This is a genomic window from Clostridium sp. YIM B02506 (assembly GCF_022324845.1).
In the GTDB taxonomy this organism is placed as follows: domain Bacteria; phylum Bacillota; class Clostridia; order Clostridiales; family Clostridiaceae; genus Clostridium_T; species Clostridium_T intestinale.
Genome location: NZ_JAKGTG010000046.1, coordinates 1 through 14,755, shown reverse-complemented (window position 1 = coordinate 14,755; position 14,755 = coordinate 1). Strand labels below are relative to the sequence as shown.

Here is a 14,755-nt window from a genome sequence, read left to right as displayed (position 1 = left end):
ATGGATAAGTTTCTAGCCTTTGGAGAAATATTAATAAGATTTACTCCTAAAGAGAATAATACATATTTTAACGGCAATATCATGGAGTATTATTATGGTGGCTCAGAAGCAAATATAGTGACTATGCTCTCAGGTTTAGGTATAGATTCCTACATACTTTCAGCTATTCCAGATAACGATTTATGTAAGGCTGTTGAAGGATACTTTAAAGGTATGGGAGTTAATACCGAAAAGGTTATAAAAAAAGGTGAAAAGATGGGTATGTACTTCTCAGAGAGAGGTACTGGCATAAGAGCAAGTTCAGTTATATACGACAGAAAGCAGTCAAGCTTTTCTCAGCTAGAGAAAAAAGATATAGATTTTAATTCAATTCTTGAAGGGATAACTTGGTTTCATTTTAGTGGAATAACAGCTGCTGTTAGTGAAAATGTAAGAGAAGTCTTGAAAGAGTTAATATGTGAAGCTAAAGCAAGAGGAATTACCATCTCCATGGATTTAAATTATAGATCTAAGATGTGGGGAGTAAAAGAGGCTAAGGATTTCCTGAGTGAAATTGCTCCAAATGTAGATATTTGTTTTGGGATAGAACCTATTAAAGCATCAGAAAATGATTATGATTTATTTAGCAGAGAAAAATCAAGTATTCAAGATATTGAAGAAAGAATGAAAGCCATCAAGGAATTATACGACTTTAAATATATATTTCATACTGAAAGAGAAAATGACACTCAAGATAATAATAGCTATCATGCATATGCTTATTCAGATAAACTTTACGACTCTATTACACTTAAAACTAGGATGATAGAGAGAATAGGAAGTGGAGATGCTTTTGTAGCTGGGATTATATACTCACTTATGAAAAAGTATTCATTACAAGAAGCTATAAACTTTGGTGTTGGCGCAGCTACATTAAAGTGCACAATAAAAGGCGACCAAATGCATGTATCAGAAGAAAATATAAAAAGTATAGCTGATATGAAGATAGAAATTAATAGATAGAGGGGATTTTGATGTTAAAATCACAAGAAATAAGATTAGGGGCACCAGAAATGGACTCTTTAAGATTAGGAATGGGCTGGAAAAAGAACGATTTATCTAAAACACAGATTTTAATAGAGAGCACCTTTGGAAAGAGCCATCCGGGAAGTGTCCATTTAAATAAGTTAGTAGAAGTAGCTATAAAAAAGCTAACTACACTAAATGCTTCTCCATCAGATTATTATGGAACTGATATATGTGATGGGCAAGCTCAAGGACATGATGGAATGAATTATTCTTTAGTGTCTAGAGAAATAATAGCTAACTTAATTGAAATACACTATGGAGCTACACCCTTTGATGGAGGATTATTTATATCAAGTTGTGACAAGGGGCTGCCAGCACATTTAGTTGCTATAGCTAGACTCAATATACCAGCAGTGGTTATGCCAGGTGGTGTAATGGGAGCAGGTCCAGAATTACTTACTTTAAATCAAATTGGTACTTATAGTGCCATGGAAAAAAGAGGAGAAATAAGTAAGGAAAAATATGATTTTTATAAAGAAAATGCTTGCCCAGGATGTGGAGCTTGCTCATTTATGGGAACTGCAGCTACAATGCAAACTTTAGCTGAAGCATTAGGTTTAACTTTGCCTGGTGCAGCATTATTACCAGGAAGTTCAAAGGTCTTAGAAGAATATACTAAAAAGTCTTCTGAAGCTGTATTAAATTTGATTGAAAAAGGAATTACTGCTAAGGATATATTGACCAGAGAGGCTTTTGAAAATGCAATTATAATACATGCTGCTATTGGAGGATCAACAAATGCTATGCTCCATATACCAGCTATAGCTAAACAATTAGGAATAGAAATTACTGCTGAGGATTTTGATAAAATCCATAGAAAAGTTCCTTACATACTAAATGTAAGACCAAGTGGGCATTGGCCAGCAGAATATATATATCATAGTGGAGGAATTCCCTTTATTATGAGTAAGCTTAAGAAATATCTTAATTTAAACGTTATGACTGTTACCGGGGAAACCTTGGGAGAAAATTTAGAAAAATTTAATTCACAAGTTTCTTATGAGGAGATCACTCAAACTAAAAAGAATTTTGATAAAGATAGTGTTATATATCCAATAGATAAACCACTATATGAAGGCGGTTCAGTTTCAGTATTAAAAGGAAATATTGCACCAGAGGGTTGTGTTATAAAACACTCAGCAATACCTAAAACTATGTGGAATGTAACACTTAAGTCAAGAGTTTTTAATTGTGAGGAAGATGCTTTTAAAGCGGTAATAGAAAAATCAATTAAACCAGGCGATGCTGTAATAATAAGATATGAAGGACCAAGAGGAAGTGGAATGCCTGAAATGTTCTATACAACTGAGGCAATAGCTTCAGATGAGGAATTAAATTCATCAGTAGCACTTATAACAGATGGAAGATTTTCAGGAGCTACAAGAGGACCTGCAATAGGGCATGTCTCCCCAGAAGCAGCCAGTAAAGGTCCAATAAGCATCGTTGAAGATGGAGATTTAATAGAAATTGATATAGAGAACAGGACAATAAATATAGTTGGGACAGAAGACGGTAAACTTTCATCGGATGAAATCGATAAGATTATATCTGATAGGTTAAAACATTTAAAAGATTATGAACCAAGATTTAAAAGTGGAGTATTAGGTCTTTATACGGCTAATGCAACTTCGGGAATTAAAGGTGGTACTATTTATTAATTAATATAAAACAAATTTTTAGGAGGAATTATAATGGGAAACAAATTTATCGATTTTTTAGAAAGAAAAATAATGCCTAAGGCTGCTAAAATAGCAGGACAAAGGCACATAAGAGCATTACGTGATGGTTTAGCTATAACAATGCCTCTTATTATAATAGGATCTATATTCATGATTTTAGGAAATGTTCCTATAGCAGGATATAACGACTTCATAAATGGCATATTTGGAGATGGATTTGCAGCAAAAATATTATATCCAGTTCGTGTTACTTTTGACATAGTAGCAATACTTTCTGTATTCTCAGTTTCTTATCAGATAGCTAAAGATAAGGATGTTGATGGAGTATCAGCAGGAGCAGTAGCTTTAGCATCATTTTTGCTTCTTATTCCAGTATTAACTGTAAACAGCAAACTAGCTGATGGTTCAACTTTAAACTTGGGTAGAGTTTGGCAAACTACAAACTTAGGTGCAGGTGGACTAATAGTTGCAATATTTACTGCAATTATTTCTACTGAAATATTTATATATGTAATCAAGAAAAATTGGGTTATTAAAATGCCAGAATCAGTACCTCCAGCAGTATCAAAGTCTTTCGCAGCAATTACACCAGGTCTTATAATTATAACTTTATTCTTCTTTATCCGTTTAGGATTTGAAGCAACTACTTATGGTAATGTATTTAACTTTATAACAAAATTTGTTGGTTCACCTTTATCTAAAGTTGGTTTATCTTTTGGTGGAATGATAGCTACAATATTCCTATATATGTTCTTCTGGTCATTAGGTATTCATGGTACTCGTGTTGTTTTCGGAGTTATGGATTCAGTTTTACTTCCAGCTATGGACCAAAACAGATTAGCATTAGAAGCAGGGCAAGCACTTCCTAACATAGTAACAAAACAATTCTACGATAACTTTGTTAACATAGGAGGTTGTGGAGCTGCTATAGGTCTTGTAATAGCTATATTTATAGTAGGTAAATCTCAACAGTTAAAGACACTAAGCAGATTAGCAATAGCACCAGCAATATTCAACATATCTGAACCAATAATATTTGGTGTTCCAATAGTTATGAACCCAATAATGATGATACCATTTGTATTATCAAACTTATCAATAGGTATATTAACTTATGCAGCTATGGCGTTTAACTTAGTAAGTAAGCCAGCAGGATTAGCGATTCCGTGGACAGTTCCAGCACCTATATCAGGATTCTTAGCTACAAATGGAGATTTTAGAGCAGTAATTTTACAAGTAATTGCAATTGCTTTATCTGTATTAATATATCTACCATTCGTTAAGGTTTGGGATAAGCAAAAGGTTGAAGAAGAGAACATGTTAATAGAGGCAGAAGCTTAAAAATAAAAAAAATATTATGGCTAATCATATATAAGATTAGCCATAATAAAAAAATAATACCATATAAAGAAGGAGGCATAAGCATGAAGATGACATTTAGATGGTATGGAGAAGATGATCCAGTAACTCTTAAGAATATAAGGCAAATACCAAATGTAAAAGGAATAGTTAGTGCACTTTACGATATACCAGTTGGAGAAGTATGGCCAATAAATAAAATAAAAGAGTTAAAAGAATTGGTAGAAAAAGATGGATTAACACTTGAAGTAATAGAAAGTGTTCCAGTTCATGAAGATATAAAACTAGGTTTACCATCTAGAGAAAAGTTTATAGAAAATTATAAAGAAACCATTAAAAATCTATCTAAGTGTGGAATAAAGGTCATATGCTACAATTTTATGCCTGTCTTTGATTGGACAAGAAGCCAATTAGATAAAGAATTAGAAGATGGATCTACAACTCTAGTTTATTATAAGGAACAGGTTGATAAACTTAATCCTTTAGATGGAGGACTATCTTTACCAGGATGGGATTCATCTTATAAAATAGAAGATTTAAGGGAGTTATTTGACGAGTATTCTAAAATATCTCAAGAGGATCTTTGGAGTAATTTGGAGTATTTTTTGAAACAGATAATACCTGTAGCAGAACAATGCGACATTAAAATGGCTATACATCCGGATGATCCACCATGGCCTATATTTGGTCTTCCTAGGATAATAACAGGAAAAGAAAGTTTAGAAAGATTAGTTAGTATTTATGATAGTCCTAGTAATGGATTAACTGTATGTACTGGTTCTCTAGGATGTTCAAGTAAAAATGATGTTGTTGATATAATAGACGAGTTTTCTAAAAGAGGAAAAATTCATTTTATGCATATAAGAAATGTGAAACTTCTTGATGATGGAAGCTTTGAGAAGTCTGCACATTATTCAAAATGTGGTTCTTTAGATATAGTAGGCATAGTAAAAACCTTACACAATAATGGTTTTACTGGATATATTAGACCCGATCATGGAAGAATGATATGGGGAGAAACAGGAAAGCCAGGTTATGGATTATATGATAGAGCTCTTGGCGCAATGTATTTAACTGGAATATGGGAAACACTAGATAAGCAATAAGAATCATAGGAGGAGAAAAAATGAGTAAGAGACAATATAAATTACCAGATAATTTTTATATTGGAGCAGCAGCTTCAGCTTGGCAAACAGAAGGTTGGGATGGAAAAGAAGAAGGTCAAGATTCTTATATGGATCTTTGGTATAAATCAACTCCAGAACTATGGCATAACGGATATGGTCCTACTGTAGCAACAGATTTTTATAATAGGTATAAGGAAGACGTTCAATTAATGAAAAAAGCAGGATTACATTCCTATAGAACGTCCATAGATTGGTCAAGATTCATAATTAATTATGAAACTGCAGAGGTAAGTGAAGTAGCAGCAGAATATTATGATAATCTTATAGATGAATTAATTGCAAATGGAATAGAACCTATGTTATGTTTAGAGCATTATGAACTTCCAGCAGAATTATTCACAAAGTATGGTGGATGGGGTTCTAAACATGTTGTAGATTTATATATTAAGTATGTTGAAGAAGCTTTTAAGAGATATTCTCATAAGGTTAAACAATGGTATACTTTTAATGAGCCTATAGTAGTTCAAACAAGAGTATTTTTAGATAGCATAAGATATCCATTTAAACAAGATACTCAAACAGCTATGCAATGGAATTACAATAAGATTTTGGCAACAGCAAAGGCTGTTAAGGTATATAAAGAAGGTGGATATAATAAAGATGGAGGAAAAATTGGAGTTATATTAAATCCAGATGTTTGTTATCCAAGATCAACAGCAAAACATGATGTTGAAGCAGCTGAAAAATTTGATTTATTCTTCAATAGGATTTTCTTAGATCCATCTATAAAAGGGGAAATCCCAGCAGAACTTTTTGAAATATTAAAAGAACATAACTGCTGTTTTGAATATACAGAAGAAGAGTTACAAATAATTAAGGACAACACAATAGATATTCTTGGTGTTAATTTATATGCTCCTACAAGAGTAAAGGCTAAAAATTTAGCTTGGAATCCAAATACACCATTCCACCCAGAGTATTTTTATGATAAACATGAACTTCAAGGAAGAAAGATGAATCCATTTAGAGGGTGGGAGATATACCCTAAACTTATGTATGATTTCGCAATGAGAGTGAAAAATGAATATGGCAATATTGAATGGTTCATTGCTGAAAATGGTATGGGTGTAGAAAATGAGCATAAATATAAAAATGAAGAAGGAATAATTCAAGACGACTATAGAATTGAATTTATATCTGATCATTTAAGATGGCTAATAAAAGGAATAGAAGAAGGTTCTAATTGTACAGGATATATGCTTTGGGCATTTACTGATAATGTATCTCCACAAAATGCTTTTAAAAATAGATATGGCCTAGTGGAAATAAATTTAGAAGATAACAGAAATAGAAATATGAAAAAATCAGGTTATTGGTACAAAGAACTATCTGAAAAAAGAGCATTTGAGTTTGATGATTTTAATTTTGAATACAAATAGAAATTTAAAATAAAAAATAATTATGAGGTGATTTAAATGAATATTTTATTAATCTGTTCAGCAGGAATGTCAACAAGTTTATTAGTAACTAAAATGGAAAAGGCGGCAAAAGAAAAAGGAATAGATGCAACTATATGGGCAGTATCAACTGATTCTGTAGATAGAAATCTTCCTAAAGCTGATGTTGCATTAATTGGACCACAAATTAGATTCCAATTAGATGTTATGAAGGAAAAGGGAGCTAAATTAGGTGTGCCTGTTGAGGTTATAGATTCAGTAGATTATGGAATGTGTAATGGACCTAAGGTATTAGAAAAAGCCTTAAAAATGAAAAAATAAAAAGCAATCTTCTTAGTATAAGAGATGGTTTTCATATTTAGAAAACCATCTTCTTTTTTATATATTTATAATGAATATATACGGTAAATTTATACTAGGAGGAATTTTATATTTATGGATAAAAAAGCAGTATCGAGTAACAAGAGATTATGGACAAAAGATTTAATATTAATATTATCAATAAATTTTTTTTCAAGCGTAATAATGAACATGTTAAATTCAACTATGCCTCTTTATGTAGCGCATATAGGGGGGAGTAAGTCTAGTGTAGGATTACTTACTGGTATATTTTCTTTGTCTGCATTATTGTTCCGTCCTTTATTCGGAAACATAATAGATAATAAAAGCAGAAAGTTAGTTTTACTTATTGGCGTCAGTATACTTTCTTTGGTATCTCTATCCTATACATTAATTTCATCAGTAGTACTCTTATTGTTTTTAAGAATAATACATGGTATTGGTTTGAGTGCTCAAAGTACGGCAATCGGTACAGTTATTTCAGATATAGTTCCTAAATCTAGACTGAGTCAAGGAGTTGGATTAAGTGGAACTGCAGCAACAATTGCTACTGCTGTTGGACCATCATTAGGATTATATCTAATAGGTAATTTTAATTATAATATATTTTTTTATGGAGCAACTTTATTCGGAATTTTAGCTATAGCTTTTTCTTTATTTCTTAACTATGAAAAGAAGGATAGTAATGTAAAAGAAATAAGAGATAAGAAAGATAATGTTGAGGGTGGGAAAAAGAAGTTAGACCTATTTGAAAGTAGTGCAATACCAGCATCTATAGTAGCATTTTTTATTTTGTTTACGATTTCTAGTTTATTTACCTTCCTACCATCTTATGCAAAAGAAAAAAACATAGAGAATATAGGTTTATTTTTCACAGTATATGCTATTTCCTTTTTAGTTGGAAGAACTATCGCAGATAGATTAACACATAAACTTGGATTAAATAAAATCATAATATTTGGTTTAAGCACAGTGATTATTTCATTTATAATATTAGCATTTTCATCTAATCTTTTGACAATATTGTTTGTGGGAGCTATATATGGATTAGGGTATAGTGCGGCGCAACCATCACTTAACTCCATAGCTGTCTCAAATTGTTCGCCAGATCGTAGAGGTGCTGCTAATGCAACCTTTTTCTCAGCTATGGACATAGGATTTTTTATAGGCGCAACTATTTGGGGGATCTTGATTGAAAAAGGAAGCTTTTCACATGTGTATATAGGATCAGCTATATGTATAGGACTCGCTTTGTTATCATACATATTTTTAATAGTAAAACCTTCAAAAGAAAAGAGAGAGTGTGAAAGATATAAGACTATGGAAAGTATGTAGAAAGTATAAAAACTCCTACTATATTAAAGAGTAATTAATATAGTAGGAGTTTTTTATTATATTACTTTTCTAAGAAGAAATTAGTTATATAACACATTTCATTATCTGGTATTTCAATAGAATACTTTTCTTGGAGGAACATAAGGTTTTCATATATCTTATCATAAGAATTTTTATTTTCTCTTATGAACTCCTCTTTTTCAGGATACTCAATAGAGTTATCCCCTTTTATTAATCTACTTATCATAAATGCTAAATGAAGAATTATTCCAACTAAGCTTTCTTCCTTAAGTTTTATAGATAAGCTAACTTGGAGTTTTTCTAATAATGTAAGAATATCATTATATAGTTCACTACCTTCTAGATTATCTACATTTTCTTTAATTATTAAAGGCATTTTTAATAAGGTAGTTTTAATATCAACATTTTCTTGAAGTTCATTCATTACCTTCATATTTATAACATCATACATACTGTATTGTTTTATATCTAGATCAACAGGAAGGGATGATACTATAAATAGAATTTCCTTTTCTTCTTGGATTTTAAGTAATTTTTGTTTGAAATAATTTCTGTCTAAACAGTTAAGTGGTATTATTTCAAATACATCTTTATCATATCTGAGATTTTTATTTAAAAAACTTTTAAGAGCTATAGAGCCACCTTCACCAGTTAAACATGCAGTTATTATTGCTATTTTATTTAGATTTGTTTTAACCGGCTCTTTTGACCTATCTACCTCAAAATATTGATTTACTGACAATACTTCCTTATAAATATCGTTTAGCGAAAATCCTAAAAGCGCCTTTCTTGCAGCTTCTAAAACATGTAGTGTAGATACTAACGGTATTACCTTTGTAGAAACGTCAAACTCTTTAGTTATAGCCTCTGAAAATGTAGTTAGTGATCCCATATCTACAAGAAGTAAGTATTCTTTTAAAGAATTTGAATCTTTATCTTTCTTCACAACTTCTTTAAGTTCTTCTAAAACTTTAAATGGGCTTATGTCTAGTGGTGCATTAATACCTATAACATGATTTTCACCCAAAAGTTTATTAGCTACATTGGCCATTGAGGTAGCAGTAGAATCTCCATGAGCAATTAATATTATTCCAACTTTATTATCCTTATTTGTAAATGTGTCTTCTGGTAATAAGAATATTGCTAAGTAGCCAGCCTCATCTTCTGTTATATCATGATGTATATGTTTTTCTATTATTTTCTTAGCATTAAGGGCAATTTCAAACTCTTTAGGATATAGTTCTTTTATTTTAGATAATTCAGGATTAGTTATTGTTTTATTTGTATTAACCCTTTTTATTAATGTATTTATATGCAAGGCTAAGGCTGTTGAAATATTGTTATTAAATTTTATCTTAGATGCTTTTACAATATAATATAAAACCTTATCGATACAATCTAAAGTATCTTCATCTATAATGGTTAGTAAACTTTTTCTGTTTATTTCTTCAGAGATTCCAACGATGTGTTTTTGAAAGTGTTTTGTTATGTCTTTTTCAAGTATATTCTCTATGGCTATATTAGATATACCTTGAGACTTTAGTTTTTCAAGTTTTTGTTCTATTATCTGGTAAATGCTATTATCATCGTTATTAAATTCTTCTTCTTCATCAGATACTTGATAGGAGAATTTAAAAAATTCTATTTCAAGTCCAGCTAACTTATTCCATAGAACTCTATGATCTATTTCTTTATATAATCCTTCTTTAATAAAAGGAGGGAGACTTCCGCTATTTATTCTTACATCATGCCTTATATTTGTTAAAAATTCAGAGTAAGCTTTAGCACAAATTAATTGGATATCACTTTTAAGTTGGCCTATATTATTAGGACAATCATAGGATAATAAAGCTCGTACTGTGTTTAAGGAAACATAAATATCTCTATTTAACTTTATACTTTCTTGTTTAAAAAACTGTTTAACTAAGTTTAAACGTTCCTCTAGTGATCTCTCGCTAAGGGATGGAATTCTTATAATCATGGGAATTCTTCTAGTAAAAGTTTTCAATAATGCTGATTGAGGGTCTTCAGTAGTAGCAGATATTATAAGCACATCAGATTTCCTTATTTCATAATCTCCCATTCTTCTAAAGGTGCCTGTATCCAAAAATGTAAATAGAGCTTCTTGACCTTCAGGGGGAAGCCTGTGAATTTCATCTAGAAATAATACTCCTCCGTTGGCTTTCTCCATTAAACCTTCTTTATCTGCCTCTGCTCCTGTATAAGTACCTTTTTTTACACCAAACAATTGAGAGGTAAGAAGCTGAGGATTGTTACTATAATCAGCGCAGTTGAAAACAATAAACTGAGAGTTAGGTTCTTTAACTCCCATTTCAACAGCATATTCATACATTAGTGAAGCGATCATAGATTTACCTACGCCAGTATCCCCTAATAACAAAGAAGGAATTCCCTTAGGCGGATATAATATAGCTGCCTTGACTTGCTCAATAGCTTGTTTCAAGCTTATATTATTTTTAATGAGTAAGTCCAATTTGCTAACAGAAGTTTTTGTGGAAAGTGGAAAAAATAAAACGGGTCTCCCAGAAGATTTATGTATTTTACCTTCCTTATATAGTGAATTAAGTTCATGACTAACATTTGCTCTAGACATATTAAGTATAGAAGATAATGTTCCTGCATCTATGCCCTCACCTTCACTAACTTCTAATAACTTATTGAATATAAGCTCTCGTTTATTCAAATTAAAGACCTCCTTGAAAACAATATAATTAATATATATTATACACCATAAAAATACACAGTACTATATAGAGTTTGAAAAATAAACACTATATAGAAAAATGTAAAAAATTAAACAGTTTAATAAAAATTTCTATTAAGTAAAAGTATACATTAAGATTTTTATTAAAAATTTAGGGGAAAATATATTTACGAATAAAAAAATATTAAACACTAACAATAAATAAATAAACACTAATTACAAAATTATGATTATGTGTCAAAACAATTAAACACTAAGGAATAAAAATCTAAACTCTAAGCAGAAAATCATAATCTATTCAAACACTACACACTTATCTTTTATGAAAACGATATATTGTGCGTTATTTAGTGTTTTGGCACGAAACTTGCTGATATAAAAAGCATAAAGATAAGGTGTTTAAAAATACGGAGGTAATAAAATGAGTGAGTTAGAACAGGTAATAATGAATATAATAATAAACTCAGGAGATGCTAAGGGATATTCCTATGAAGCTCTAAATGCAGTAAATGAAGGAAACTATGAAGAGGCAGACCAATTAATCGAAAAAGCAAACGAAGCACTAGAAGTAGCTCATAATTCTCAAACAGATTTATTACAAAAAGAAGCAGCAGGAGAAAAAACAGAAGTGTCAGTGATGTTTGTACATGCACAAGACCACTTAATGACAACTATAACAGAAAAAAATCTTATAGAACAAATTATGGAACTAAGAAAAATAGTTAATAAACTAGTTAAATAGTTAAGTATAGATATTTAAGGAGGAAAAAAAGATGATAAAGATAAGATTATTTTGTGCGGCAGGAATGTCAACAAGTGTATTAGTAGCAAAAATGCAAGAGGCAGCTAAAGCTAAGGGAGTAGAAGCTGATATAGAAGCTTTCCCAGAATCAACTATGTCTAAGAAATTAGAAGAAGGAATAGATGTAGCTTTACTTGGACCACAAGTTAGATATAAATTACCGGCAGCTAAAAAGCTTTGTTCTGCAAAAGGAGTTCCAGTAGATGTAATCAACTCAGTTGATTATGGAATGATGAAAGGTGACAAAGTTTTAGATTTCGCTTTAAAGATGTTAGGAAAATAATCAATAAGATGTTAAGCTTTGCTACAAGTATTTTTAATATTTGTAGCAAACAATACATTTAATCTAAGGAGGAATTGCATTATGTCAGAAACACGTAGTGAAAAGTTGATAAACATAGTAATGAAGTTTGTTGAACTTAAAGGAATAGTAGCATTAAAAGACGGAATTATTTATACCTTACCAATGTCATTAATTGGGTCAATATTTTTATTACTTGCTCAAATACCATATCAACCATTTAATGATTGGATGGCAGGAATATTTGGAGCAGGATGGACAGAACCATTATTCCAAGTTTATAATTCAACAATGTCAATTATGGCTGTAGTAGCTGTAATCGGTATAGCATACATGTATGCTAAAAATGAAGGTCATGAACCTTTAGGAGCAGGAATTATAGCATTTGCAGTATTTTTAATAACTTTAAATCAATATACAACATCTACAACAGGAGAAGTTGTAGCAGGAGTTATACCAAGAACATGGCTTGGTGGACAAGGTATGGTAGCTTCAATAATCATAGGATTACTAGTTGGAGCAATTTATTCTTGGTTCTTAACTAAAAAAATTACTATAAAGATGCCAGCTGGAGTACCACAAGGGGTATCTAACCAATTCTCAGCACTTATACCTGGACTTGTTATAATAACAGGAACAATGTTTATATTTATGTTCTTTAAATATGCATTAAACACAACAATGATAGACTTTATATTTAAAGTATTACAAACACCATTACAAGGATTTACAGATTCTTTAATAGGATTAATTATAACAACTGCACTAGTACCATTCTTCTGGTGGTTTGGTGTTCATGGAAATAATATAGTTAACGGTGTTATGCAAGGAATGCAAATTGCAAACAGACTTGAAAACCAAGCAATTATAGATGCAGGTAAAAAACTTACATTAGAAAATGGTGGACATATAGTTACAGACCAATTTATGGCTAGCTTTGTAACAGTTGGAGGATCAGGATTAACTTTAGGTCTTGCAATACTAATGATTTGGTTCTCTAAATCTGACCAAAACAAAGCATTAGGTGGATTATCTATAGGGCCTGGAATATTTAACATAAATGAACCAATAATATTTGGTTTCCCAATGGTTATGAACCCATTAATGTTTATACCATTCGTATTAGCACCAACAATTTCAGCAGTAGTAGCATATTTTGCTATGAGAGTAGGATTAGTTCCACTATTTACAGGTGTAACTGTTCCTTGGACTACACCACCAGTAATCGGAGGATTAATAATGGGTGGATGGAGAATGGCTTTACTTCAAGTGGTATGTATAACTATATCTGTAGTAGTATATTTCCCATTCTTCAAGAAAGTAGATGCTATGAACCTTAAGAGTGAACAAGAAGCTCAAGCTTAAGATTAGAATTTAATAAAAATAATAATAAAGACTCAACAGCTGTTGAGTCTTTATTAATTTGCATATAAATGAAGCTGAGTATTTCTAGAATTAATAGAAGTAAGGATAAGGAAATGATATAATAAATAAGAAAATATTAATGTTGAAGGGATGGGTAAAAATGAGCAAATATCAACTAGGAATAGACATAGGAGGAACTTTTATAAAGTATGCTTTAGTAGACGAAGACTATCATATTGTTGAAAAATGGAAAGTGCCAGCCATTAAATTTGATACTAAAGATGAATTTTATGATTACCTATGTTCTAATTGCAAAGAATTACAAAACATTGACTTTATAGGAATAAGTGCACCAGGTCTAATTGATGCTTACTCCAATGTAAAATCCTATGCTGCTCCTAATGTAAGAATTATGTACGGAACAAATGTTAATAATGAAGTTGCTACAAGAACTGATAAAAGAGTTGCGACAATTAATGATGCCAAATCAGCAGGGCTTTGTGAACTTAAAATAGGTAATGCTAAAGGAAGTAAAAGTTCAGCGTTTCTTATAATAGGAACAGGTACTGGCGGATGTATATGTAACTCAGAGGATGTTATTTATGGAAAAGATGGATTTGCAGCAGAGTTTCATCATATGCCATTTATAAATTTTAAAACAAATAAAATAGATAGGCAGGGAGATTATTGTTCTATGACTGCTTTAATTAAAATTTATAACGATAAGGTAGAAGAAATAGAAAGCCTGAAGTATGGACATGAAGTTACTGAAAGATACTTAAAGGGAGATAGTATTGCAAAAGAGTCAGTAGATGAATGGATTAATAATATGAGTACTCAACTTGTGACTATAACAACCTTTTATAACCCAGAGGTAATTTGTGTTGGTGGGGGAATATCAGAAGAGGAATGGTTCCTTGAATTGATACAAAAAAACTTTAGAAGAGTACTAGAAGAATTCGGAACTCCATTTTTAACAACAGAAATAAAGAGATGTAAATATAATAATGACGCAAACATATTGGGAGCTATTATTAATGCAAAAATGCATAGCTAATAGTTTATAAGAATAATGAATTTTATAAAAAGTATCAGATGTTAAATAAAGGGAGTGTCGCAAAATGATTAATTTTTAATCAGGAGCGGTGCTCCTTCTCGGTTAAAACAAATAAATCTC

12 protein-coding genes are annotated in these 14,755 nt (G+C 31.0%); 11 read left to right on the top strand and 1 reads right to left on the bottom strand.

Going from position 1 to position 14,755, the window contains the following annotated elements:
• The 7 genes from L1S49_RS21850 to L1S49_RS21820 all read left to right on the top strand — a co-directional run bounded on the left by L1S49_RS21850 (position 1) and on the right by L1S49_RS21820 (position 8,364).
• Positions 1-1,002 carry a sugar kinase gene (locus L1S49_RS21850; RefSeq protein WP_238907412.1) on the top strand — a complete coding sequence of 334 codons (1,002 nt, stop codon included), beginning with the start codon at positions 1-3 and terminating at the stop codon, positions 1,000-1,002.
• An 11-nt stretch (positions 1,003-1,013) separates the two neighbouring features.
• Positions 1,014-2,726 carry a dihydroxy-acid dehydratase gene (ilvD, locus tag L1S49_RS21845; protein WP_238907411.1) on the top strand — a complete coding sequence of 571 codons (1,713 nt, stop codon included), beginning with the start codon at positions 1,014-1,016 and terminating at the stop codon, positions 2,724-2,726.
• Positions 2,727-2,759: 33 nt separating this feature from the next.
• On the top strand, positions 2,760-4,088 hold the full coding sequence (celB, locus tag L1S49_RS21840; protein ID WP_073022828.1) for a PTS cellobiose transporter subunit IIC: 1,329 nt from the start codon (positions 2,760-2,762) through the stop codon (positions 4,086-4,088).
• Positions 4,089-4,171: 83 nt separating this feature from the next.
• Positions 4,172-5,212, top strand: coding sequence for a mannonate dehydratase (gene uxuA / locus L1S49_RS21835; protein ID WP_238907410.1), 1,041 nt, complete (start codon positions 4,172-4,174; stop codon positions 5,210-5,212).
• 20 nt (positions 5,213-5,232) lie between these two features.
• The gene (locus L1S49_RS21830; protein WP_238907409.1) at positions 5,233-6,672 is read left to right on the top strand and encodes a glycoside hydrolase family 1 protein; all 1,440 of its coding nucleotides are present in this window, start codon (positions 5,233-5,235) and stop codon (positions 6,670-6,672) included.
• A 36-nt stretch (positions 6,673-6,708) separates the two neighbouring features.
• A complete protein-coding gene (locus L1S49_RS21825) occupies positions 6,709-7,011 on the top strand; it encodes a PTS sugar transporter subunit IIB (protein ID WP_021804145.1) in 303 nt (100 codons plus the stop codon).
• 114 nt (positions 7,012-7,125) lie between these two features.
• Entirely contained in the window at positions 7,126-8,364 is a 1,239-nt protein-coding gene (locus L1S49_RS21820) for an MFS transporter (RefSeq protein ID WP_238907408.1), read from the top strand.
• A gap of 61 nt (positions 8,365-8,425) precedes the next feature.
• Here the strand turns inward: L1S49_RS21820 and L1S49_RS21815 are convergent, their stop codons facing one another.
• A complete protein-coding gene (locus tag L1S49_RS21815) occupies positions 8,426-11,089 on the bottom strand; it encodes a sigma-54-dependent transcriptional regulator (protein ID WP_073022824.1) in 2,664 nt (887 codons plus the stop codon).
• Between the two features lie 442 nt (positions 11,090-11,531).
• Here L1S49_RS21815 and L1S49_RS21810 point away from each other — a divergent pair, with 442 nt between their 5' ends.
• The 4 genes from L1S49_RS21810 (at position 11,532) to L1S49_RS21795 (ending at position 14,635) form a co-directional block, all read left to right on the top strand.
• A complete protein-coding gene (locus tag L1S49_RS21810) occupies positions 11,532-11,852 on the top strand; it encodes a PTS lactose/cellobiose transporter subunit IIA (RefSeq protein ID WP_238907407.1) in 321 nt (106 codons plus the stop codon).
• A gap of 31 nt (positions 11,853-11,883) precedes the next feature.
• Positions 11,884-12,195 (top strand): PTS sugar transporter subunit IIB, encoded by a 312-nt coding sequence (locus L1S49_RS21805; RefSeq protein ID WP_238907406.1) that lies wholly within the window; start codon positions 11,884-11,886, stop codon positions 12,193-12,195.
• Positions 12,196-12,276: 81 nt separating this feature from the next.
• Positions 12,277-13,578: a PTS sugar transporter subunit IIC gene (locus L1S49_RS21800; protein ID WP_238907405.1), complete on the top strand. Its 1,302-nt coding sequence runs from the start codon at positions 12,277-12,279 to the stop codon at positions 13,576-13,578.
• Positions 13,579-13,738: 160 nt separating this feature from the next.
• Positions 13,739-14,635, top strand: coding sequence for an ROK family protein (locus L1S49_RS21795; RefSeq protein ID WP_238907404.1), 897 nt, complete (start codon positions 13,739-13,741; stop codon positions 14,633-14,635).
• The last annotated feature ends 120 nt before the right edge of the window (positions 14,636-14,755 follow it).

Excerpts from the sequence above, each read along its gene's own strand:
- L1S49_RS21850 (WP_238907412.1), top strand. The coding sequence starts at position 1 with ATGGATAAGTTTCTAGCCTTTGGAGAAATATTAATAAGATTTACTCCT.
- ilvD (WP_238907411.1), top strand. The coding sequence starts at position 1,014 with ATGTTAAAATCACAAGAAATAAGATTAGGGGCACCAGAAATGGACTCT.
- celB (WP_073022828.1), top strand. The coding sequence starts at position 2,760 with ATGGGAAACAAATTTATCGATTTTTTAGAAAGAAAAATAATGCCTAAG.
- uxuA (WP_238907410.1), top strand. The coding sequence starts at position 4,172 with ATGAAGATGACATTTAGATGGTATGGAGAAGATGATCCAGTAACTCTT.
- L1S49_RS21830 (WP_238907409.1), top strand. The coding sequence starts at position 5,233 with ATGAGTAAGAGACAATATAAATTACCAGATAATTTTTATATTGGAGCA.
- L1S49_RS21825 (WP_021804145.1), top strand. The coding sequence starts at position 6,709 with ATGAATATTTTATTAATCTGTTCAGCAGGAATGTCAACAAGTTTATTA.
- L1S49_RS21820 (WP_238907408.1), top strand. The coding sequence starts at position 7,126 with ATGGATAAAAAAGCAGTATCGAGTAACAAGAGATTATGGACAAAAGAT.
- L1S49_RS21810 (WP_238907407.1), top strand. The coding sequence starts at position 11,532 with ATGAGTGAGTTAGAACAGGTAATAATGAATATAATAATAAACTCAGGA.
- L1S49_RS21805 (WP_238907406.1), top strand. The coding sequence starts at position 11,884 with ATGATAAAGATAAGATTATTTTGTGCGGCAGGAATGTCAACAAGTGTA.
- L1S49_RS21800 (WP_238907405.1), top strand. The coding sequence starts at position 12,277 with ATGTCAGAAACACGTAGTGAAAAGTTGATAAACATAGTAATGAAGTTT.
- L1S49_RS21795 (WP_238907404.1), top strand. The coding sequence starts at position 13,739 with ATGAGCAAATATCAACTAGGAATAGACATAGGAGGAACTTTTATAAAG.